This window comes from Bradyrhizobium jicamae (assembly GCF_001440395.1).
Taxonomy (GTDB): domain Bacteria; phylum Pseudomonadota; class Alphaproteobacteria; order Rhizobiales; family Xanthobacteraceae; genus Bradyrhizobium; species Bradyrhizobium jicamae.
Map to the genome: position 1 here is coordinate 60,985 of NZ_LLXZ01000162.1, position 22,607 is coordinate 83,591.

The window sequence follows — 22,607 nt, forward strand, 5'->3', positions numbered from 1 at the left end:
CGGATGGCAGCCGAGCCGCGGCCCTCGACGGCGGAGACCAGATGGATCGTGCGCGCGGCGCATTCGCCGCCGGGATCGCCTTCAATGCCTGCGGCGCCTTGGAGCGCCTGGGGCGCGCCGGTGTTCGACGCGCAGCTGGTTCGTAACCGTCATGGCCCGGTCGGCCGCTGGATCATGGAATGGAATTGTGATGAGTGCCTGTTCAGAGAACCGTCGGCGTATCCTCAGCCTATGGCTGCCACGCCTGCCCATCGACCGCATCAAGCGGCGATGCAAAGCGCTTTCAGACGCAGCGCGTGAGCAAAATTCTAACGACACGACCGGTCGGCTCCCTCTCCCGCTTGCGGGGGAGGGTTGGGGTGGGGGTCTCGCCGGGAGTCTTACTTTAGAAGTGAAGCACCCCTCCATCGTCGTCGCCAAGCAGCACAACGCCATCCTGATCCATTCGCTCGACGAGGCCGCCGTCCGCGCCGGCCTCTCGATCGGCCTGCCGCTCGCCAATGCCCGCGCCATCTGCCCCGAATTGACGGTGTTCGACGCCGATGAAGTCGCCGACCGCAAGACGCTCGATGACATCGCCGACTGGTGCGACCGCTTCACGCCATTGGTAGCGCTCGATCCGCCCTACGGTCTGTTCCTCGACATCACCGGTTGCACCCATCTGTTCGGCGGCGAGCGCGCGCTGCTGCAGATCGTGAGCGGTGCGCTCAGCCGGCGCGGCTTTGCCGTCAGCGCCGCGATTGCTTCCACCTCGATCTGCGCCCGCACGCTGACCCGCCACGCCTCCGGAAAGATCGTCGCCGATGGCGAGGAGGCCGAGGCCGTCGCTCCGCTGCCGATATCCGCGCTCGGCGCGAGTGACGCCATCACCGCCGGCCTGCGCCGCGCCGGGTTGAAGACCATCGGCGACGTCGCCTTGCGCGCACCCCACGAGATCACCGCGCGGTTCGGCGCGTCCTTCACGACGCTGTTGGCGCATGCGCTGGGGCAGGGCGATGCACCGATCAGTCCGCGAAAGCCGCTGCCGGATTACATCGTCGAAAAGCGCTTTCCCGATCCTGTTACCACCGACACCGTGATCGCGATGAATCTCTCCGCGCTGGCCGCGATGCTGGTCACGGCGATGGACAGGCAGGGCAAGGGCGCGCGGCGGCTGGATGCGAGTTTTTTCCGCACCGATGGCGCGGTGCGTACGATATCTGTCGACACCGGACGTCCGGTGACGAAGCCGGAAGTGATCGACCGCCTGTTTCGCGAGCGCCTCGATGCGCTCAACGATCCCCTCGATCCCGGCTTCGGCTTCGATCTCATCCGCCTCTCCGCCAGCCGCACTGAAATCGTGGTGCAGCAGCAGCGCGACCTCGATGCCAACGTTCATGACAATGACGAACTGTCCGCGCTGATCGACCGCATCGCCGCGCGCATCGGGGGAAAACGCGTCGTCGTGCATCTGCCGCAGGATACACACATCCCCGAGAGCGCCGTGCTGGCTGTAGCAGCGCAGCATCATCTGGCGGCCGCCGCGCAGGCCGCATGGCCCGAACGTATCGAGAGCGAGCCGCCGCTGCGTCCCTTGCGCCTGTTCGACAAACCCGAGCCCATCAAAGTGCCGTTTGCGACCGTGCCCGACGGTCCGCCGCATCAATTCACCTGGCGGCGCGTGACGCACACGGTGGCGCGGGTAGAGGGGCCCGAGCGCATCGCGATGGAATGGTGGAAGCAAAACGGCGACGGCCCGACGCGGGATTATTTCCGCATCGAGGACGAAGCGGGCCTGCGCTTCTGGATCTTTCGCGACGGGCTCTATGAAAGCGAACCGGCGGATGCGGAAGTCGAGCCCGGCTCGGTCAGATGGTTCGTGCACGGGCTGTTCGCATGAAAAACCCTCTCGCCAATTATGCCGAGATTGGCATCACCACCAATTTCTCCTTCCTGCGCGGCGGCTCGGACCCGCGGGCCTATGTGCATCAGGCAAGCCTACTCGGTATCCCCGCCATCGGTATCGCCGATCACAACACGCTGGCCGGCGTGGTCCGCGCGTACAAGGAACTCGACAATCCCGAGGTCACGCACAAACCAAAATTGCTGATCGGCGCGCGGATCGTCTTCATCGACGGCACGCCTGACATCCTGGTCTATCCGCGCGACCGCGCGGCTTACGGCCGGCTGTGCCAACTGCTCACCCGCGGCAAGCGCGGCGACGACATCACGCGGATCGAAAAGGGTGAGTGCCATCTGAGATTTGATGACCTCCTGGGCTTTGCCGAAGGCCAGCTTCTGGCGCTTTCGCTGCCGCACCGCTTCGACGCCGCAGGCGCGCAGGAAATTTTGCAGCGCCTGAAAGCGAGCCGCGCCGACGGCGTCTGGCTCGCCGCGAGTCTGCTCTACCGCGGCGACGACAAGCGACGGCTGGCGGGGCTGCATCGCATCGCGCGCGCCGCCAAAGTCCCGCTGCTCGCGACCAACGAGGTGCTCTATCACCATCCCGCCCGCCGCCGGCTGCAGGACGTGCTGACCTGCATCCGCGAGAAGACCACCATCGATGCCATCGGCCGGCGGCTCGAAGCCAATGCCGAGCGCTACCTGAAACCGCCGCATGAAATGGCACGGCTGTTCCGCGACCTGCCGGAGGCGATCACCGAAACTATGCGCTTTGCTTCCCGCATTTCGTTTTCGCTCGACCAGCTCAAATACCAGTATCCGGACGAGCCGGTGCCGCCGGGCAAGACCGCGCAGCAGCATCTCGAAGACCTGACCTGGGCCGGTGTAGACAAATATTTCGGTGGCGTGATCGACGACACGCTGCGCGCCACCTTGCGCAAGGAGCTCGATCTGATCGCCGAGCTCAAATACGCGCATTACTTCCTCACCGTGCACGACATCGTGCAGTATGCGCGCAGCCAGAACATCCTTTGCCAGGGCCGGGGCTCGGCGGCGAACTCCGCCGTCTGCTACGTGCTCGGCGTCACCTCGGTCGATCCGACCAAGGTCGATTTGCTGTTCGAGCGTTTCATCTCCAAGGAACGGCTGGAGCCGCCCGACATCGACGTCGATTTTGAGCATTCGCGGCGCGAGGAGGTGATGCAATATGTCTATCGCCGCTACGGCCGTCACCGCGCCGCTGTTATCGCCACCGTCATCCATTATCGCCCGCGCAGCGCGATCCGCGACGTCGGCAAGGCGCTGGGGCTGACCGAGGATGTCACCGCGGCGCTGGCCGATACCGTGTGGGGAAGCTGGGGCAAGGGCCTCAACGAGATGCAGGTCCGCCAAGCCGGGCTGGACCCTGCGAATGCGATGGTCGAACTCGCCGTCGAGCTTGCCACCGAGCTGATCGAATTCCCCCGCCATCTGTCGCAGCATGTCGGCGGTTATGTGCTGACGCAGGACCGGCTCGACACCTATGTGCCGATCGGCAACGCCGCGATGGACGACCGCACCTTCATCGAATGGGACAAGGACGACGTCGATGCGCTGAGCATGATGAAGGTCGACGTGCTGGCGCTGGGCATGCTGACCTGCATCCGCAAATGCTTTGACCTGATCGCCGACCACAAGGGCGAGCGATACGGGTTGGCTGACATCAAGGCGATCGACAACGATGATGTTTTCAAAATGCTGCAGCGGGGAGAGTCCCTCGGCGTGTTCCAGGTCGAGAGCCGCGCGCAGATGAACATGTTGCCGCGCCTGAAGCCGAAGACGTTTTACGATCTCGTCATCGAGGTTGCGATCGTGCGGCCCGGCCCGATCCAGGGCGATATGGTGCATCCATACTTGCGGCGGCGAAACGGCAAGGAAAAAGTGAGCTATCCCTCGCCATCGCCCGCCCACGGCAAGGCGGATGAACTATATCGCGTGCTGCACAAGACGCTCGGCGTGCCACTGTTCCAGGAGCAGGCGATGCGGATCGCGATCGAGGCGGCCCACTTCACGTCCGAGGAAGCCAATGGTCTGCGCCGCGCGATGGCGACCTTCCGCAATGTCGGCACCATCGGCAAGTTCGAAGACAAGCTGATCGGCAACATGATCGCGCGCGGCTACGATCCCGAATTTGCCAAAAGCTGCTTTGACCAGATCAAGGGCTTTGGCAGTTACGGCTTTCCGGAAAGCCACGCCGCAAGCTTCGCCCAGCTCGTCTATGTCTCGTCATGGCTGAAGCATTACCACCCCGATGCCTTCTGCTGCGGCCTGCTCAATTCGCAGCCTATGGGTTTCTACGCCCCCGCGCAGATCGTCGGCGACGCCCGCAAGAACGGCGTCGAGGTCCGCGAGATCGATGTGTCCTTTAGCTTTGCCCAGAACACGCTGGAGGAGGGCGAGGGCAAATACTGCGCGGTGCGTTTGGGCTTCCGCCAGATCGACGGTTTTCACTGGCTCGACGAGGATGAGGAGCGGCTGAAGCAAATGCAGTCGTCGTTCCGGGGCGTCGCGCAAGCGACGAACCCCGATGCGCAATTGCGCATTGTGGAACCTCGAGATTCTCTGATGTGCAATTGCACATCAGAGTTCGCTACTATCGCAGCGCCCCGGAATGACAATGTGAGGAAAGAGCAAGACTGGGCCGACCGCATCGTCGCCGCCCGCAAGCGCCGGCCCTTCACCTCACTGGAGGAATTCGCCCGCGACACCGGCCTGCCTAAACGCGCGCTGATCCTGCTGGCGGATGCCGATGCCTTCCGCTCCCTCGGGCTGGACCGTCGCGCGGCGCTGTGGACGGTACGGCGGCTGCCCGACGACGTGCCGCTGCCGCTGTTCCAGGCCGCGGTTGCCCGCGAGCAGCCTGACGAGAATGCCAAGCCGCTGCCCCTGATGCCGCTGCCGGAGCAGGTCGTCGCCGATTACCAGACGGTGCGCCTGTCGCTGAAGGGCCACCCGATGGAATTCCTGCGCGAGATGTTCACTAGAGAGCGCGTCGTTCCCTGCAAGGACGTCAACCACAGGAACGACAGGCGCCGTGTCAGTTGCGCCGGCGTGGTGCTGGTGCGGCAGCGGCCGGGCAGCGCCAAGGGCGTCGTCTTCATGACGCTGGAGGATGAAACCGGCATCGCCAACATCGTGGTGTGGCCCAAGGTGATGGAGCAGTACCGCAAGGAGGTGATGGGCGCGCGCCTGATCCTGGTCGAGGGTTACATCCAGAGCAGCCCGGAGCAGGTGACGCACCTGGTGGCGCAGCGGATGTTCGACCGCTCCCACGACCTGATCGGCCTCGCCAACGATGCGCTATGCCGCAAGCATCCGGTGCCCGCGGGTCCTGCGCTGGTCGAACCGCTCAACGACGACCGCCGCGATCACGCCGATACACCAGCACAAAAAATCCGCCACCCGCGCGACGTCCGCATCCTGCCGCCGTCCCGGGATTTTCATTGAGATTGCGGCCGCCACACCCAACGACCTCATCCTGAAGGAGCGAAGGATGGGCCCGGGCGAGAGCGGGGCTATATTGCGGAACGTACTTCGTCGCTACAATCGGTATGATTTTAATTGAGGTTCTAAACAACCTTAAAGAGACGACCGCTTACGATCATCGCGGAGCCGGACCTGACATAGCGGGGGACGCTTGCAGTACTTGGAATTGCCGCGAAAATCCCGCGGTCTCGTCGTGGCAAAAAAGCCGGACCGAAATCCCTCCTACGCCGACCTCATTTGGCTCTGGCTATCAACGAACAGAGACGTCGACGGGCTCTGGGTGGGCTCCATGGAAGATAAGCCTTATCCGGGCTTGCGTCGCGTCGAAGATGCGCTTCAACTGATCAAGCACCACGACCCGCTCAACTATTTACGCGTCATCCGCAATCTCGACCGGATATGGGTGCATCTGATTCCAAGCGCTGAAGCGCACTATGAAAGGGAATTGAACGCTTGCATTCTTGATGAGCGTTACCTCCTCAAGGAGGAGATGACGCTCGATGGGATAGCTTCCACCATTGTCCATGAAGCGACTCATGCAAGGCTCGAACGATGGGGAATCATCTATGAAGAGGAGAGCCGCTATCGAATCGAAGCGATCTGTCTCCGGCGCGAACTGAACTGTCTCGCAAAGCTGCCAGATAGCGGTCCTTTACAGGAGCAGATTGCACGCACACTGGAGTGGTTCACTACGGATCGGGACTATCTCTCCGATACAAGCTTTCGAGACCGCGAGGACCAGGGTCAGGTTGAAACATTGCGCTACCTGAAAGCGCCGGACTGGATCGTCAGATTTGCGATGTGGCTCATCCGGAGACGGCGCGCACGCGCTTCCGGATGAGGCGATGGGCGCCGGCCTCATTCCGGCTGAGCTATCTGCCACGGTCACCGTCTGTGGCACGCCTGCCTCCGGGGCTGACGCTGCGATCACGATGCGCTCGCCCTTTGAGTTCCCGTGGCCGCAGCGGCAAAGATCGCTTCGATATTCTCAGGCGCAAAAAATTCCGTCGGCGATATCGTCCCGGCGTTCAGGCGTGCAAAGCCGTCCATGGCGGCCTGGTTGCCGTGGACCGCGCCGAGGATCAGTTGCAGCTCGGGTGGTGGCGGCTCGAGCGTGGCGAGGTCGCAGGTGAAATCGTACATCGCGCCGACGTCCGCGTCGCGGATGCGCTGGTACTCAGCCATGGCGTCCTCGAACGGCCGCGCGCCCGACAATGATTGGTCGATCGCCGTGGCGCAAAGTTCGGCGTCGCGGAAGGCGTCGAGAATTCCCTGTGCGGTTATGAAGTCCCTGTTATAGCCGGCGTCGCCTGCGAGCGCCCAGCCGGGCCCGTAAGGCTTGCAAAAGTAGTTTGGCACCGCGGCGCCGGCGAATGGCGCTTCGCGCGTTGCACGCCGCAACCGCGCGGCAAAGTGCGGCGCCTGCTCGATGGCTTTCAGATAATGGCCCTCGATATCCCGCTTGTTGTCCGCAAATTCCGCGTAAGGCCATCCGGCGATGACGAGCGTCAGATCATCATGCGTCGGCATGGCCGCAAATGCGCGCCTGTCGCGGATATAAACCTCAAAGCGGCCGTCGGTGGGCAGCCCGCTCCAATAGCTGTAGTAACCCGCGCATAGCGGCGGCTTCTCGCGGTAGTGCTCGGGGTGCACCGCCTCGCTCAGCATCGAGTGCCGGCCGTCGGCCCCCACGACGACATCGGCAGATTCCGTAACCGTGCCGCCGTGCTTCGATCGCCCCTTGATGCCGACGACGCGATCCTCCTCGATCATGATCTCCTCGACGACGAAACCCTGGCGGACCTCCGCACCGGCTTCGGCGACTGCGTCGACCAGCAGCTTGTCGAGGATTGTCCGCCGCGGACAGTAGGCAACGGCGTCCTTGTCCGTGCCTGGAGCGCCGGCAATCGTGAAGGCCCCGAAGTCGAAGGCGTAGGTGTGGATCGGCGGGCATCCGGTCGCGATCAGCCGGTCGAGCAGCCCCCATCGCGCCAGCGCATTCACGGCGCGGGGATGCACGAGATGCGTTGAGACGGTGTCGCTCGGGAATGACGCGCGATCGACCGCCAGCACCCGGTAACCCTTGCGCGCCAAGAGCATCGCGGTCGGCGAGCCGGCGCAGCGCGCGCCCATGACGATGACGTCGAATGCCTTGCCCATCGGAATCTCCTTGCAAAGTTCTTCCGTGCCGGTTCATGGCAGCCAGGCTGACCGATCGCGTTGGCTGGACCCTGGCATGCGAGCCTAGCGGGAAGCCGAAGCCGCAACTTTGCCGAAACTCCGTGGTTCTTTGCAGGTCATTCTGGTCCACTGGTCGACGGGAGCATGGCAATGGATGCTCTATCGGAGGCGCTGGCGTCTGTGCGCATGACCGGCGCCATCTTCTACCATGCAGAGTGCACCGCGCCCTGGGGGTTCCGGGTGCCGCATCTGCGAGACGTTGCCCACGTGCTTGCTCCCGGAACCGAGCGGCTGGTCAGCTATCACCTGGTCACCCACGGCAAGGCGGTGGTGTGCTTTCCGGGCGAGGCGGACATCCCCGTCACGGCGGGAGATATCCTGATCATTCCGCACGGCGATGCCCATACCGTCTCGAACGGCTCGCCATCGGCTTTCATGGACAGCGGGGCCTCGCTCGGCAGCTATCTCGCGGGTGATCTCACGACCATGCGCTTGGGCGGCGGCGGCGAACTGACCCAATTTGTCTGCGGCTATTTCGGCTGCGAGCGTCATGCCGATCGGCTGTTCCTGGCCGGCCTGCCGCTGATGATCAAGATCAACCTGCGCGGCGACCCGGCCGGCGAATGGCTGGAAAGTTCGGTTCGCCATCTTGTCTCCCAGGCTGAATCCCCTCGGCCGGGACAAGCAGTGCTGCTTTCCAAGATGGCGGAAGCGCTCTTCATCGAAACCATTCGCCGCTACATGGAGGCGCTGCCGGCGGAGCAGACCGGCTGGCTTGCGGGTGCGCGCGATCCAATTGTCGGCGGTGCACTGGCGCTGCTGCACCGAAAGCCCTGTCATCACTGGACCGTGGAGGAACTGGCCACCGCTACTGCGGTCTCACGCTCGGTCCTGGCCGAGAGGTTTTCCCGGTTTCTCGGCGAGCCGCCGCTGGCCTATCTCGCTCGCTGGCGGCTGCAACTCGCCGCCCGGATGCTGCAAACCACGCGGGAGCCGGTGATACAGGTGGCGTCCGAGGTCGGCTATGACTCGGAGGCGGCGTTCAATCGGGCGTTCAAGCGAGAGTTCGGCACTCCGCCGGGACAGTTCAGGGGCCAATTCAGGGACACATCCAGAGCATCGCGTCCGGTTGGAGGTGCGCGCATTCCCTCGGACGCCGCGTGAGGGGAAACGAAAGTCTCCCGGAGACGGCTTCGCCGACGATCCGCAGGATTTACAGGGCTCCGATCTACCAGTAGATCAATCCCGTTCGCGTCCTGCCGATCCCGCTTCGCGCAAGCATGGCTGCGATCCTCTGCTTTTCGGCGCAGTGTGCGGCGAGGGCTTGGTATAACCGTGCCTCGATGAAGGGGGCATGTTCCCGGCTGGTGGACGCTGCATCGGCGGTCGCGGATATTAGCGCACTGATTTGGCGTATCAGCAGATCGTCTGTCGATGGCTGCATGACCTTCTCCTTCGATCCCGGTCCGGCAAGATGATTCCTGATTGCGGTTCACCGCAAGCCGGCAAATGCCGGATGCGACAGATTGCTCGCGCCTCATCAAGCTTCAGTGAGCGGGGCGATCCTGCGCATCTCCTGCAGCCGGTAAGAGCATGTTGATGAGGGTCCACGTGATCGACCACTGTCTGATCACGGGATCACTTTACGACGTCATCGTTTCAGGACGTCTTCTTCGGCCGAAAAAATGGCTTCGCGCAAGACGTGGAATACTTCATGCTGTCCGCGGCCGACGAAATATCCTCACGGTGCGGTGACCGTAATGCGGCGTATGCGTCGGACTGCTCCTGTGGCGTGATCTCTGCTGCGACCAGTCCCGGTACGATCGAACCTTGGCTCAATCCGCCTTGGTCTCGCTCTTGCGCTCGCGCTTCCCGCCGTCCTCGAGGTCGTCTTCTTCCTTCACCAGCGTCAGAAGTCGCAGCGTCAGGAACGTGAACACCGCCACCGTGACCGCGACGTCGTAGCTGCCAAGCCCGACGGAAACGCCGATTGCGCCGGTGGCCCACAGGCTCGCGGCGGTCGCCGTGCCCTGCACGGTGGTGCCCTGCTTGAGGATGGCGCCGCCGCCGATGAAGCCGATGCCGGTGATCACGCCTTCGATCACCTTCGACATGCCATCGGGAGAATTCACCATCAGCTGTTCGCTGGCCTGTACGAATCCGCAGCTTGCCAGTGCGACCAGCGGAAAGGTACGCAGGCCCGCACTCCGCGCCCGCTTTTCGCGATCCCAGCCGATCGGGATGGCCAGCGCGAATGCCGCCGCCAGCGTCAGAAAATGAACACCTATCTGAAATCGGTCCAAAACACGCCCCTCTGAAACAAAGCCCCGCTACCCGCGACACATGCGGGTAACGCCGCAGGGCGGAACAAAGTTTCAGCGCGGGACTGTCGTGTTACCTGGGGTTGCCGGCGACGGTCGTACCCGGCGCGCCGCTCGTGATCGCTGCCGTGGTCCGGTACTGCGGCAGCTGATTTTCCAGCGAATAGAACACGCACAGCGCCAGGCTCGACCACACCGCCAGGCTGAAATAAAGCGACATCCAGGCAATCTCGTCCTTCCACTCGCGAAGGTCGTGCGTCACCACCCAGCGCGTAGTGACATCGCGCAGGCCCTCGCGCGGCGTCAGGCGCTTGTCGCCATCGGCATCGCCGGTCCGCCAGCGCTTCAGATACATCGGCACGTCGATCGTCATGAGAAATGCCAGAAAGCCGGCAATGCCCGCGATGGCGACGGCGAGGACGGCGCGAACCGCGCCGTTGAATTCCGGCAGCAGGCGGCAGAGCGCGACGCCAATGGCAAAGAAGGCCACCGCCCATAGCGAGTTCTCGATGGCGTTGCCGAGATAATTCCTCGTCAGCACCGCATACCATGACAGGGATTCTGCGATCAGGATCAGCGGCACGATCACCCACGCGACATTCGTCACGGTTTCCGCGCCGGTCATGGTGCCGAGCTGGTGCAGGATGATGGCCCATTGCGCCACGAAGCAGATCTCGGCGACGGTCGCCACCGAACGTCCGACCATGACGCTCGACAGCCAGGTGTCGAACAGGCAGATCCGCTGCACGTCGGCGCGCGGCAGGAACGACCGGAAGGCGCAGCCGAACACATAGGCCGCGCAGAACAGCAGCATGGCGCCGGTGCCGGATATGCCGCCGACGGCTCCTGCCGGCGGCATCGGAAGCTCGCGATACAGGACGAACCAGACGGCGATGTTGACGCCGCTCACCAGCGTCAAGAGGCCCCACCACCAGGACACGGGATTTGACCAGGCCAGAGAACCTGACCGCGCCTGCCATTCCAAGCTCATTCGCTGCTGCTCCGCCGTAATCGAACTGACATATGAATGTAATAATACATTCACGTATGTCGAGCCGAATCACGACAAGAGTATGTCGGCGAGGGGGGCTGGCGCTCCGGTCGCACGGAGGGCCGCGATTGTGACAGCCGGGCCTGCATCCTTCGAGACACGGCAAATATGCCGCTCCTCAGGATGAGGTTCTAGGTTGGCCTCGGGAGCTCAGATTTAGTGCGCGCCGCAGAGTATCTCTCTCCCCTCATGGTGAGGAGGCACAACGCGCCGTCTCGAACCATGAAGGCCACGGTAGCAGCCGCATCCTCGAAGGAGCGGCCGAAGGCGCTTCAGGACAGAAACTTCACGCCGTACGTCTTGCCGCGGCGCCACACCACTTCGCACGACTGGCGCGTGGTATGTTCGGGCACCAGCGCCAATTCAAAGCTGTCCCTGACGTCGAATGGAGCATCGGTCGCGATCTTGGCGCCGCCCGGGGAGACGTCCAGGACGATGCATTCGATCTTTGTCACCCCGTTGTCCGTCGTCACCCATGTCGGCCGTTTGCGCAGCTGGCGTCGCGGCTCGCGCTGCACTTTTGTCCTTTGCTCGTCGACAATCATCGTGGCCATCCGTCATTGGACCCAGTCGGCTGGGTCTTCGAAGCACTGATCACAGTGAATGCAAGTTCGTAAAGTTCCCTTAGCTAATCGATTCAAATTGACCCGGTTTGCTTCGTGAGTTGTAAGTCCGCCTCTCGCAACCGCGGCGGGGCGTAGGGTGGGCAAAGCGAAGCGTGCCCACCACTGTCTATCCGGATTGCCGTTGCAAATGGTGAGCACGGCGCATGCGCGCCTTTGCCCACCCTACGCAGCGTGCCCTTCAGAAATTCACCCGGTTCGAGATCGCGCCGTCGACGACGAGGTTCGAGCCGGTCGTGAACGAGGAGACAGGGCTCGCCAGGAACACGGCCGCGTTGGCGATCTCCTGCGGCGTCGCCATCCGGCCGGTCGGGTTGCGCGCCAGCGCGTCCTGGTAGCGCTTCGGCATGTTCTGCTCGACCATGTTCCAGATGCCGCCCTTGAAATAGACCGTGCCCGGCGACACCACGTTGACGCGGATTTTCTTGCCCGCGTATTGCCGCGCCAGTCCCTTGGCCATGTGGATCAGCGCCGCCTTGATCGGGCCGTAGGAGCTGGCGGCGTCGGCCTGAGCGGCCGAGATCGACGAGATGATGACGAAGGCCGCGTCGCCGGTTTTTCCGCCGCTGTCCTCGAGAAACGGCCGCGCCGCCTCGAATGCGTTGACGGCGCCGAGCACGTCGAGCCGAAAATTCTGCTCCCATGACGCGGGATCGCCGCCTTGCGCCATCGCCCCGGCATTGGAAAACAGCATGTCGATGCTGCCGAGTTCGTTGGCCGTATCGGATATCCATGATTTCAGCGCGGCCGCATCGGTGACGTCGACAGAGGCGCCGATCGCGCGCCCGCCATGCGCCTTCAACTCGGTGATGGTTGCCGCGACCTGATCCACATTGCGCGCGCACACCGCGACGCCCGCGCCTTCGCCCGCCAGCGTGTCGGCAATCGCCCGCCCGATGCCCCGCGTGCCGCCGAGCACGACGGCGTTTCTGCCCTTCAAACCCAAGTCCATTTTGTTTTTTCCTTGATTGATCCCGCCACACTGTAGCGGTCATGACGGTTACGACGAAAGCTCAAATCGCCAACGTCCCGAGCGTCATTGCGAGGCACCAGGCGCATTCGCGCGGTCCGTTGGTTGCAACTTGTGAGTTAGTTCATATGCGCCAGATACGAGCGCGCGCAGTGTCACTATGGAGGCGACTGCGGTCACAAAAAGAGGGTTTGATATGCGCTACTTTTTTGCGGCAACGCTCTTAGGGATGAGTCTTATAGGGGGTTCCTATCCGGCTGGTGCCAGCCAAACGGTCCATCCGTGCCATAAGAAATGTGTGCACCATCAGAGCAATGACTCACGCAGCGCAGCCGAGCGCTTCTACAGCGAATGCCGCGCCGCGTGCAAGAGAGGCGAGGCGTACACGCCGCCAACGAACAGGATGTCGGCGGAGAGTTGGCGCCGGCTCAGGGAAATGCGGCTGAGGCGAGCACAATCCAGCGAGGCTCAGGCGAGCGTCAACGAAAGCTACACTCCGCCATCGAGCGAGCGCTCAGAAGCCTATCGGCGGTTCAGGGAGCTGCGACTAAGGGAGCTAAGGCGATCCATCGAGGTTCAAGCCAATTCCAGGGACGTTCAGTCGAACATCGGCGAGCCGAGCAGGCGACGGCGTGAGCAGTTGCGGTCCTACAGTGATTACTGACGTAGTCAGCGTTGACATTTCTAGTTGGCGGAGTCGCGCGAAGCGATTTCCGGGGCGGTGGTGGAGCGGTCCCGGATGTCGCTGCGGCTCGTCCAAGCTACAAGCTGATTCTGCTTGGAAGCACGGCGGTGCTGGTTGGCACCGCCGCTTTCCTCGGCTGGAGGTAGTTCTTCTTCAGTTACTTTGCTGCTTGTTGCGGCGGCGGCGGCGGTTTAGGAACCGACGTCAGCATACGGATCTTCCATTGCCCGTTCTCACGAACATCAACGCTCGTCCAGACAATATTCAAGTTGATAGGATCACCCTTCTCGGTCTTGCCGGTGACGTGGGCTTCGCCGGTGCGTATGACCATATTCTCTGACAGGGGCTGGATAGCGTTGGTTGTGATTTCCAGATGATCCGCCCCTCTCTTGAAGGCACCTTCGTAATATTTGGTGTTGTCTTTCTCAATTCCGTTCTGGGTCACACGCAAATAGTCTTTCGCAAAAAGCGATGTGATTCCGGCAGCATCCTTCTTGTTGAAGTGCTGCTCATAGGCTGCCGTCAACTTACCGAATTCATCCTTGAGATTTTGATCTGATGCAGTCGCAGGAACTGCCGATAGTAATAATGAGAAACATACAGCTCCGAACGTGCGCATAATGTTACTCCTTATTGTTGATACCTCCTTCAAATGGAGAGAGGGTGAGGCTGCGCCTCCGTGACCGGCCTTGCACTTGACCTAGCTCAAGGAATTTTATCCGCTGTGTCTTGGTCGCCAGCGTAGTGTTCAGATCAAGCAGGCACAGGGGGCCTCTAGACCACCGTATCTTCGTCCGGCACTACGTCGAAGGAATTAAGTAGCAGCCGTGACTTTATGGTGTTTACGTCACCATTGTGTGGCTGGAAAACCGGAGGGGCCGGGCGCATATTCGGCGGATGGAAAACGTACACAAATGCACTTCCGTTCTGCAGCCGCTAATCGCGGAGGCCAAGACGAACGGTATCCCTCTGGCAGAGAATGCCATCAACGAACTGGTGGCTGTGACGCCCGTGCCCCTTCAACGGGATGCCTTGGAAAGCGTTCGATCGGTAGTGAAAGCTCACCGTAACGCAGCCGGATCATCCAGTTCTCAGTCCGACTTTGCCGATACCGTAAATGACTACATCGAGAAGCTAATGACGCGTCTCGTATGAGCTGTGATTTAGGTACTGTTCGTATTTGCCCCCTATCGTTCCCCGTCGGGAAGCCCCCACTTGTACGGCGTAATCTCGCGATGCTCGGTCAGCTTGATCATGCGAAGCGGCGGCTTGTACCGGCGCGTGCCACAGGACCAACATCGGAAGGATGGCTCCAGCTTTCAGATCGGCGTATCACGCGCCCTGCGGATGGCATCCAGCGGCAGGCGCTTACCGCGTCTTGCAGCCGCTTTCGTGTTGCGTCGCCATCCCCGCATCACTACTCCGGCGCCGCCCCAACGGGCGGGCCGCCGGGCGGTCGGTGCAAAAAGGTGATCGTCGCATAGGCGCCGACCCATGAGCCGATAGCGGCGAACACGACATAGACCCAATTGTCGGTGTAGCTGATCACGGCGTAGGACGAGAGCACGTACCAGATGCTGCTCCAGGTCGCCGCCGGCACGCGCTTGCGGTGCACCACCGCTGAAGTGAACATCACATAGACCGCGTCGGTCCCTGCGGTCGCAAGGAAAACGGCTCCCGCCGTCAGGGGGTCGATGGCCGCCATTGCAACTCCTTCCGGGTTGAGGACGCGTAGCCCGGATGAAGCGAAGCGCAATCCGGGTAAGCGCGATCTGCGTGGCAAGATCGTTCCCGGATTTCGCTGGCGCTCCATCCGGGCTACGTTGACTGGAATATTCGAGACGAAACGTTAGGGAAGAGACGCGTTCATGCAAAGCCCCAGCGAAATCCTTGCCGATATCTGGACTTCTGCCGGCGGCGATCCGTCCTCGCTCGATGCCCTCACATTGACCGGCGAGGAGCCGCAATTGCCGTCATCGTTTCGCGTCGCTGCCGCAGCGCAGGTCAGCGTTGCCGCGAGCGCGCTCGCCGCGGCCGAGATCTGGAAAATGCGCAGCGGAGAGGCGCAGGGCGTCTCGGTCGACATGCGCCATGCCGTGGTCGAATGCCGGAGCGAGCGTTATCTGCGCGTCGACGGCAAGCCGCCACCACCGGCCTGGGACGCGATCGCCGGTGTCTACAAGGTCAGCGATGGCTTCGTTCGGCTGCACACCAATTTTCCGCACCATCGCGACGCCGTCTGCAAGGTATTGAACTGCAAGCCGGAGCGTGACGCGGTGCAGGCCGCGCTGATGCAATGGGACGGCGAGGCGTTCGAGACCGCAGCCTACGCGAACGGCGGCGTCGTCGCCTTCATGCGCTCCCATGACCAATGGTCGGCGACGCCGCATGCCAGGGCACTCGCTGCATTGCCGCTGGTCTCGATCACGAAAATCGGCGAGGCCGCGCCAAAGCCGTGGCCGGCGGGCAACCGGCCACTCGCCGGTGTTCGCGCGCTCGATCTGTCGCGCGTCATCGCAGGTCCCGTGGCGGGACGGACGCTCGCGGCCCACGGCGCCGATGTGCTGCTGATCTCGGGGCCGGATCTGCCGGCGATTCCGTGGCTCACGATCGATACCGGCCGCGGCAAGCTGACGAGTTTTGTCGAGCTCAAGACGGAGCAGGGGCGGGCGACCCTGCGCGAACTGCTGACCGAAGCGGACATCTTCTCGCAAGGTTATCGGCCGCGCGCGCTGGCCAGTCTCGGCTTCTCGCCGGAGGAAACGGCGCGCATCAATCCCGGTATCATTTATGTCACGTTGTCCGCCTATGGTGCCGCCGGGCCGTGGGCGGAGCGGCGCGGTTTTGACTCACTGGTGCAGACCACAACCGGATTCAATCATGCCGAGGGGCAGGCCGCCGGCGTCGATGGTCCAAAGGAATTGCCGGCGCAGATGCTCGACCACGCCACCGGTTACTTCATGGCGTTCGGCGCCATGATGGCGAAAGCGCGCCAGGCGCACGAAGGCGGCAGTTGGCACGTCCAGGTGTCGCTGGCGCAGACCGGACGGTGGCTGTGGAATCTCGGGCGGGTCGCCGGCGGACTGGATACCCGGGATCTTACGGGGGAGGCGGTGATGCCGTTTATCGAGGAGGTCGATTCAGGCTTTGGTGCGCTGCGGTCGGTCCGGCATTCCGCGATCTTGTTGAAAACCCCGGCGTTTTGGGCCCGTCCGGCGATGCCGCTCGGTACCCATCCACCGCAATGGCCGGCACGCGAATGAGGCCACGATCGGGCGGTCCGCCTCGGTTCTCCAAACTTTAACCTCCCCGTCAGGCCGATTTTCGATTTTTAGGTTGTCTAAAACGCCAAATGGGCCCTATTAGCGCAAAGTGAGACAAAACGTCGCTGAATGGTTCCGGGTCGGATGCTCAAGGTGTTTACCAAGCGATTGCAGATCGTTACCCGGCAGCGGCTGACCGTGGCCATCGGCCTGGCGGTCCTCGTCGGTGCAGGCGCCTATGGCTACGCCCAGATCGCTGCTCCAAAGCGCGGGCATTCGGAAATCTCGAGCCAGTCGCGCAAGGGCCTGCAGCGTTACACGCCGAGTCCCGCCGAATGGGCCAGCCTGACCATTCAGCCCGTCACCGAACGCGGCTTCCGCGCCGAGAACGTCACCGAAGGCAAGATCGCGATCGATGAAGATCGCTCGACGCCGGTGTTCTCGCCCTATGCGGGCCGCGTCACCAGGCTGCTGGCCAAGCCGGGCGACAGCGTCGTCAAGGGCCAGCCGCTGTTCGTGATCGAGGCCGCCGACAACGTTCAGGCGCAAAACGATTTCATCGCGGCGATGACCGCCATGAACAAGGCGAAGTCCGCGCTCGACCTGGCGCAGTTGCAGGGGCAGCGCGCCAAGGACCTGTTCGAGGGCAAGGCCGTCCCGCTGAAGGATTATCAGCAGAGCCAGGCGACGCTGATCCAGGCGCAGAACGACATGCGCTCGTCGGAAACGGCGGTGCAGGCAGCACGCAACAAGCTGCGCCTTCTCGGCCTCACCGACGACGACATCGCGACCTTCCAGGAGAAGGGCCGCATCAATCCCGAGATCACCATCTTCGCGCCGCTCGGCGGCACCGTGGTCCAACGCAAGATCGGCCCCGGCCAGTATGTCAACGCCGGCGCCAGCGACCCCGTCTATGTGATCGGCGATCTCTCCACCGTCTGGATGACGGCGTTCGTACGCGAGTCGGATTGCGCCAACGTCGCGATCGGGCAGGAGGTGAGTTTCAGCGTGCTCGCGCTGCCGGGCCGCACGCTGTCGGCGCGGATCAACTATGTCGCCACCGCGATCGATCCGGCGACGCGGCGGCTGCTCGTGCGCGCCACCATCGACAACAAGAACGGTACGCTGAAGCCGGAGATGTTCGCCAACGTCACGATCTATTCGGCGGGCGACCGTCCCGCGGTCGGCGTGCCGAAACAGGCGCTGATCTATGAAGGCGAGCAGGTCCGGATCTGGGTCGCGCATCCGGACAAGACCATTGAACTGCGTCAGATCAAGCCCGGCCTCATCAATGGCGACCTCGTCGAAGTCGTCGGCAATCTGAAACCCGGCGAGCAGATCGTCACCAAGGGCGCCTTGTTCATCGACCGTGCCGCTTCCGGCAGCTGATCCCTCATTGAAAGCTTCGATCTGAATGGACCGCCTGGTCGCCCTAGCTGTCAACCGCCGCTATTTGATGGTCGGCATGTTCGTCGCTGTGCTGGTCGGCGGCCTGATCGCGTTCAGGCAGCTCAACATCGAGGCCTATCCCGATCCCACCCCGCCGATGGTCGATATCGTGACGCAGAGCCCGGGCCTGTCGTCGGAAGAGATCGAGCGCTACATCACGATCCCGATCGAGACCCAGGTCGCCGGCATCAAGAACCTGCGCACCATCAGAACCATCTCGCTCTACGGACTGTCCGACGTCAAACTGCAATTCTCCTTCGACTATACCTATGAAGAGGCGCTGCAGCAGGTGCTGAACCGCCTGGCGCAATTGCCGCCACTGCCGGGTGGCGCGCAACCGACCATCTCGCCGCTCAGTCCGATCGGCGAGATTTTTCGTTACCGCCTGAAGGGCCCGCCGAACTACAGCGTGCTGGACCTCAAGACGCTGCAGGACTGGGTGCTGCAGCGCCGCTTCCGCGCCGTGCCCGGGGTGATCGACGTCACGGGTTGGGGCGGCAAGACCAAGACCTACGAGCTGCAGGTCGATTTCAACAAGCTGGTCGCCAACGGGCTGACGTTGCCGCAGGTGCTGCAGGCCGTCAGCAACGCCAACATCAATGTCGGTGGCAACACCGTCAACATCGGCGCGCAATCCGCCGTGGTGCGCGGTGTCGGCCTGATCCGCTCGATCGACGACCTCAACAACACCATGGTGTCGCAGTCCGGCGGCAATCCGGTGCTGGTCCGCGACATCGCCCATGTCACGATCGGGGAGAAGCCGCGGCTCGGCATCGCCGGCCTCGACCAGGACGACGACATCGTGCAGGGCATCGTCCTGATGCGGCGCGGCGAGCAGAGCTCGCCGACCATCGCCCGGGTCGAACAGCTCGTTCGCGACATCAACAACTCCAGCGTCCTGCCGCCGGGGGTCAGGATAGAGCGGATCTACGACCGCAAGGACCTGATCGACATCACCACGCATACGGTGCTGCACAATATGGTGGTCGGGATCATCCTGATCGTGCTGCTGCAGTGGATGTTCCTCGGCGATCTCCGCAGCGCGCTGATCGTCGGCGCGACGATCCCGTTCGCGCTGTTTTTCGCCGTCATCATCCTGGTGCTGCGCGGCGAATCCGCCAATCTGCTGTCGGTCGGCGCGATCGACTTCGGCCTGATCGTCGACGGCACCGTGATCATGGTGGAGGCGATCTTCCGGCGGCTGACCCAGACGACGGCGCTGTCGGAAGCCGAGCAGAGCCACATCTCCTTCGAAACCACGATGGGGATGAAGAGCCACGCCATCATGTCGGCGTCTGCCGACGTGTCGCGCTCGATCTTCTTCGCCGCGGCCATCATCATCGCCGCCTTCCTGCCGCTGTTCACACTGAGCGGCGTCGAGGGCAATATCTTCGGGCCGATGGCGCGGACCTATGCCTACGCGCTGGCGGGCGGCCTGATTGCGACCTTTACGGTGACGCCGGCGCTGAGCGCGATCATCCTGCCTGCTCACATGCAGGAAACCGAGACCCGCTTCATGGCGCTCCTGCACTGGCTCTATATGCCGGTCCTGAGGTGGGCGATAGCGAACCGAAAGATCGTGTTGGGCGGCGCTGCCGCACTCTTCCTGATGACCATCGCGTTCGCGCGGTTGCTCGGCCTGGAATTCCTGCCCAAGCTGGAAGAAGGAAATCTTTGGATTCGCGCCACGCTGCCGCCCACCATCTCGCTGCAGGAGGGCAACGCCTACGTCAACGAGATGCGCAGGATGATCCGCGCGCGTCCCGAGGTGGAATCGGTGGTGTCGCAGCATGGACGCCCGGACGACGGCACCGACGCCGCCGGTCTGTTCAACGCCGAATTCTTCGCGCCGCTCAAACCCAACAGCGAATGGCCCGGCACCCGCGACAAGGATGAACTGACCGCGCAGCTCTTGGGGCAGTTGCAGGACAAATTCCCGGGCGTCGAATTCAACTTCTCGCAATATTTGCAGGACAACGTCTCGGAGGCCGTCTCGGGCGTCAAGGGCGAGAACTCGATCAAGCTCTACGGCAACGATCTGCAGGCGCTGACCGATACCGCCAACAAGATCAAATCCGTGCTCGGTACCGTGCAGGGCGTGACCGACCTTGCGGTGTTCACCTCGCTCGGCCAGCCGACGATCCAGATCGATATCGACCGCGCCCGCGCGGCGCGCTACGGCCTGTCGCCCGGCGATATCAATGCCACCATCAAGGTCGCGGTTGGCGGCGACAGCGCCGGCGATATCTATGAGCCCGGCAGCGATCGCCATTTCCCGATCATCGTTCGCCTTGCGCCGGAGTACCGCAAGAGCGCGGAGGCGATCCATAATTTGCGGATCGGCGTGGCCGGGCAGGGCGGCATTACGCAGATTCCGCTCAGCGAGGTCGCCTCGATCAACCTGATCTCCGGCGCCGCCTACATTTACCGCGAAGGGCAGGAACGCTATCTGCCGATCAAGTTCTCGGTCCGTAACCGCGACCTCGGCAGCGCGATCCATGAAGCGCAGGACAAGGTCGCCGAGCAGGTGCAGCTTCCGCCGGGATCGCGGATCGAATGGGTCGGCGAATTCGGCAACCTCAAGGATGCCATCCGCCGGCTGTCGATCGTGGTGCCGATCAGCCTCGCGCTGATCGGCGTGCTCTTGTTCTTCAATTTCGGTTCGATGGGCGACACCTTGCTCGCGATGAGCGTGATCCCGATGGCGATCTTCGGCGGCGTGCTCGGATTGCTGATCTCGGGCATTCCGTTCAGCGTGTCGGCGGCGATCGGCTTCATTGCGCTGTTCGGCATCGCCGTGATGGACGGCATCATCATCCTGTCGCAGTACAACCAGCTCATCGATGAGGGCTATGAGCGGATGCGCGCGGTGATCCGCACCGGCGAACTGCAGTTGCGGCCGGTGCTGATGACCTGCGTGGTCGCGGGCGTCGGGCTGCTGCCGGCGGCCCTCTCGGAGGGGATCGGCTCGCAGGTGCAAAAACCGCTGGCGGTCGTGGTCGTCACCGGAATGATGCTGGCGCCGGTCGTCATCCTCGTGACGCTTCCGGTGCTGATCTCGGTGTTCTCGCGCCGGGCGCGCTAGAAACCGAGTGGGCAGATGCCCATGTTTTCTGCCCACTCGGTTTGTGGTTGACGCAAACCTGCGGCCGTTCCTTGATACCGGCAGGGACAACCGCAGGAGCAAGCCATGCGGATCGAGGAAAGCCAGGGCACGAGCCAAATCTCTGCAGGGCCAACGAACGGCCATGTACCGCCTGCGAAGACCGCGCCGACGGCCGAACAGATACTCGGCGAAATCCGCGACTTCTGCCGTCAGACGCGCACGGCCGAATCGACCTTCGGACGGCTGGTGGTCAACGACGGCAAGCTGGTATCGCGGCTGCGCGACGGCGCCAGGATCACGACCGGTACGCTCGACAAGGTCCGCGCGTATCTCGCCGAGCACCGGCCTGCGTCGGCCGACGCGCCAACCAATTCACCATCGGCCACGCCGCAAAACGGCACGGCCGCAGCCCCAGCGGTTGCGCATCCAGGCTTCAGATTCTTCGACAACCGGCAAAAGTATCTGCTGTTCGTCTCGACCTGCAGCGAGAAATCCGAGGTCGGTAACCGCATCTCGCTCGAGCTCGGCAATCTGCAGCCGGCGCCGCCGGCGCTGCGTATCTTCGACGCCGGGGTCGGCGACGGCACCGTGCTGTCGCGGGTGATGCGCGCAGTGCATGCGCGTTTCCCCACGATGCCGCTCTATGTCGTGGCGAAGGAGATCAGCTACGAAGACGTCCGCCTGATGCTGGAGAAGATGGCGGACCGCCTTTTCGAGCATCCTGCCACCGTGCTGGTCGTCACCAACCTCTATTACGCCGAGGCGCCGTGGCTGACGCCGCGCTCGGTGACCTCAGCGCAAGGCCTGATCTGGAAGGATGTCACGCTGACCGGCAACACCGCACACGGCTTCGCCGAACAGATCGGCGAGCTCGAAGGCTTCCTCGCCGAGAACTGGCGCGCCGGCATCAGCCCAACCACGGGCAATCCGGTCTACCAGCGCCCGGTGATCCTGACGCTGCGGCGCGAGGACCATTCGTTCCTGCTCGATCCGATCATGCCGCGTCCGGGGCGGGTGATGGCCGACTATGATCTCGTGATCGCTTCGCAGCCCTACCGGGCGCGGGCGAGCGTCGAGTTCAAGGCCTCGAAAGTCGTGACCCCGCTGGTCAAATCGCTGCGGCCGGGCGGGCGGCTGATCGGCATCCATTCGCACGGCAAAGACCCCGGCAGCGAGATCATCGACCAGATCTGGCCGGGCGACGATCCCTTCAAGACCGATCGCTACGCCATCCTGCGCCAGGTCAAGCACGAGCTTGGCGCGGCCGCACGGCACTACAATTTCAATGCGTCCTCGGATGCGCGCTCGATCTTCCGCTATCACATGCACACCCTGCCGGACGAGGTCAGCGGACCGATCGGCACCTCGACGCTGTTCGCCGCCTGGAACGCCGCGATCTATGTGGCGCAGATCGAGGACAACAGGCTGTCGGAAGTGGTTCGCGACGGCCGCTATCTCGAAGCCACGGACCGCGTGCTGAAGAAGCATGGCGGGCTGTGGTTCAACGACGAAACCTACGTCATCTCGCGCCGCCGCGCGCCGGCCTGAGTTT

15 protein-coding genes and 1 pseudogene are annotated in these 22,607 nt (G+C 63.1%); 9 read left to right on the plus strand and 7 right to left on the minus strand.

Annotated features, from left to right (window positions below; genetic code table 11):
- The 4 genes and pseudogenes from CQ12_RS46765 to CQ12_RS27380 all read left to right on the plus strand — a co-directional run.
- A pseudogene (locus CQ12_RS46765) lies at positions 1–300 on the plus strand (DNA repair protein); the annotation flags it as partial.
- Positions 191–1,879 (plus strand): Y-family DNA polymerase, encoded by a 1,689-nt coding sequence (locus tag CQ12_RS27370; protein ID WP_245310187.1) that lies wholly within the window; start codon positions 191–193, stop codon positions 1,877–1,879. The pseudogene CQ12_RS46765 and the gene CQ12_RS27370, both read left to right, overlap by 110 nt.
- Positions 1,876–5,367 (plus strand): error-prone DNA polymerase, encoded by a 3,492-nt coding sequence (locus CQ12_RS27375; protein WP_057838397.1) that lies wholly within the window; start codon positions 1,876–1,878, stop codon positions 5,365–5,367. Before CQ12_RS27370 ends, CQ12_RS27375 begins: the two co-directional genes overlap by 4 nt.
- A gap of 328 nt (positions 5,368–5,695) precedes the next feature.
- On the plus strand, positions 5,696–6,247 hold the full coding sequence (locus CQ12_RS27380) for a hypothetical protein (protein ID WP_157088534.1): 552 nt from the start codon (positions 5,696–5,698) through the stop codon (positions 6,245–6,247).
- Positions 6,248–6,333: 86 nt separating this feature from the next.
- Here CQ12_RS27380 and CQ12_RS27385 read toward each other — a convergent pair whose 3' ends face one another.
- Positions 6,334–7,566 (minus strand): NAD(P)/FAD-dependent oxidoreductase, encoded by a 1,233-nt coding sequence (locus CQ12_RS27385; protein ID WP_057838399.1) that lies wholly within the window; start codon positions 7,564–7,566, stop codon positions 6,334–6,336.
- A 171-nt stretch (positions 7,567–7,737) separates the two neighbouring features.
- Here CQ12_RS27385 and CQ12_RS27390 point away from each other — a divergent pair, with 171 nt between their 5' ends.
- Positions 7,738–8,751 (plus strand): AraC family transcriptional regulator, encoded by a 1,014-nt coding sequence (locus CQ12_RS27390; protein ID WP_057838400.1) that lies wholly within the window; start codon positions 7,738–7,740, stop codon positions 8,749–8,751.
- A 671-nt stretch (positions 8,752–9,422) separates the two neighbouring features.
- Here the strand turns inward: CQ12_RS27390 and CQ12_RS27400 are convergent.
- From CQ12_RS27400 to CQ12_RS27435, 6 genes are all read right to left on the minus strand, one after another.
- Positions 9,423–9,890 (minus strand): MgtC/SapB family protein, encoded by a 468-nt coding sequence (locus CQ12_RS27400; protein WP_057838402.1) that lies wholly within the window; start codon positions 9,888–9,890, stop codon positions 9,423–9,425.
- A 91-nt stretch (positions 9,891–9,981) separates the two neighbouring features.
- Positions 9,982–10,899 (minus strand): hypothetical protein, encoded by a 918-nt coding sequence (locus CQ12_RS27405; protein WP_057838403.1) that lies wholly within the window; start codon positions 10,897–10,899, stop codon positions 9,982–9,984.
- Positions 10,900–11,231: 332 nt separating this feature from the next.
- Positions 11,232–11,504, minus strand: coding sequence for a PilZ domain-containing protein (locus CQ12_RS27410; protein WP_063799826.1), 273 nt, complete (start codon positions 11,502–11,504; stop codon positions 11,232–11,234).
- Between the two features lie 259 nt (positions 11,505–11,763).
- Entirely contained in the window at positions 11,764–12,534 is a 771-nt protein-coding gene (locus CQ12_RS27415) for an SDR family NAD(P)-dependent oxidoreductase (protein ID WP_057838405.1), read from the minus strand.
- 860 nt (positions 12,535–13,394) lie between these two features.
- Entirely contained in the window at positions 13,395–13,856 is a 462-nt protein-coding gene (locus tag CQ12_RS27425; protein WP_057838407.1) for a YybH family protein, read from the minus strand.
- 798 nt (positions 13,857–14,654) lie between these two features.
- Complete coding sequence (locus tag CQ12_RS27435) at positions 14,655–14,942, minus strand: hypothetical protein (RefSeq protein WP_057838409.1); 288 nt, start codon at positions 14,940–14,942, stop codon at positions 14,655–14,657.
- Positions 14,943–15,105: 163 nt separating this feature from the next.
- Between CQ12_RS27435 and CQ12_RS27440 the strand changes: the two genes are divergently transcribed.
- The 4 genes from CQ12_RS27440 (at position 15,106) to CQ12_RS27455 (ending at position 22,603) form a co-directional block, all read left to right on the plus strand.
- On the plus strand, positions 15,106–16,500 hold the full coding sequence (locus CQ12_RS27440; RefSeq protein ID WP_057838410.1) for a CoA transferase: 1,395 nt from the start codon (positions 15,106–15,108) through the stop codon (positions 16,498–16,500).
- Between the two features lie 144 nt (positions 16,501–16,644).
- Positions 16,645–17,889: an efflux RND transporter periplasmic adaptor subunit gene (locus tag CQ12_RS27445; RefSeq protein WP_057838411.1), complete on the plus strand. Its 1,245-nt coding sequence runs from the start codon at positions 16,645–16,647 to the stop codon at positions 17,887–17,889.
- Positions 17,890–17,914: 25 nt separating this feature from the next.
- Complete coding sequence (locus CQ12_RS27450) at positions 17,915–21,034, plus strand: efflux RND transporter permease subunit (protein WP_057838412.1); 3,120 nt, start codon at positions 17,915–17,917, stop codon at positions 21,032–21,034.
- 105 nt (positions 21,035–21,139) lie between these two features.
- Complete coding sequence (locus CQ12_RS27455; RefSeq protein WP_245310188.1) at positions 21,140–22,603, plus strand: hypothetical protein; 1,464 nt, start codon at positions 21,140–21,142, stop codon at positions 22,601–22,603.
- Positions 22,604–22,607 lie beyond the last annotated feature (4 nt).

Bases quoted from the DNA above. Each gene is read 5' to 3' on its own strand.
- CQ12_RS27370 (WP_245310187.1), top strand. From the start codon at position 191: ATGAGTGCCTGTTCAGAGAACCGTCGGCGTATCCTCAGCCTATGGCTG.
- CQ12_RS27375 (WP_057838397.1), top strand. From the start codon at position 1,876: ATGAAAAACCCTCTCGCCAATTATGCCGAGATTGGCATCACCACCAAT.
- CQ12_RS27380 (WP_157088534.1), top strand. From the start codon at position 5,696: ATGGAAGATAAGCCTTATCCGGGCTTGCGTCGCGTCGAAGATGCGCTT.
- CQ12_RS27385 (WP_057838399.1), bottom strand. From the start codon at position 7,566: ATGGGCAAGGCATTCGACGTCATCGTCATGGGCGCGCGCTGCGCCGGC.
- CQ12_RS27390 (WP_057838400.1), top strand. From the start codon at position 7,738: ATGGATGCTCTATCGGAGGCGCTGGCGTCTGTGCGCATGACCGGCGCC.
- CQ12_RS27405 (WP_057838403.1), bottom strand. From the start codon at position 10,899: ATGAGCTTGGAATGGCAGGCGCGGTCAGGTTCTCTGGCCTGGTCAAAT.
- CQ12_RS27410 (WP_063799826.1), bottom strand. From the start codon at position 11,504: ATGATTGTCGACGAGCAAAGGACAAAAGTGCAGCGCGAGCCGCGACGC.
- CQ12_RS27415 (WP_057838405.1), bottom strand. From the start codon at position 12,534: ATGGACTTGGGTTTGAAGGGCAGAAACGCCGTCGTGCTCGGCGGCACG.
- CQ12_RS27425 (WP_057838407.1), bottom strand. From the start codon at position 13,856: ATGCGCACGTTCGGAGCTGTATGTTTCTCATTATTACTATCGGCAGTT.
- CQ12_RS27435 (WP_057838409.1), bottom strand. From the start codon at position 14,942: ATGGCGGCCATCGACCCCCTGACGGCGGGAGCCGTTTTCCTTGCGACC.
- CQ12_RS27440 (WP_057838410.1), top strand. From the start codon at position 15,106: ATGCAAAGCCCCAGCGAAATCCTTGCCGATATCTGGACTTCTGCCGGC.
- CQ12_RS27445 (WP_057838411.1), top strand. From the start codon at position 16,645: ATGCTCAAGGTGTTTACCAAGCGATTGCAGATCGTTACCCGGCAGCGG.
- CQ12_RS27450 (WP_057838412.1), top strand. From the start codon at position 17,915: ATGGACCGCCTGGTCGCCCTAGCTGTCAACCGCCGCTATTTGATGGTC.
- CQ12_RS27455 (WP_245310188.1), top strand. From the start codon at position 21,140: ATGCGGATCGAGGAAAGCCAGGGCACGAGCCAAATCTCTGCAGGGCCA.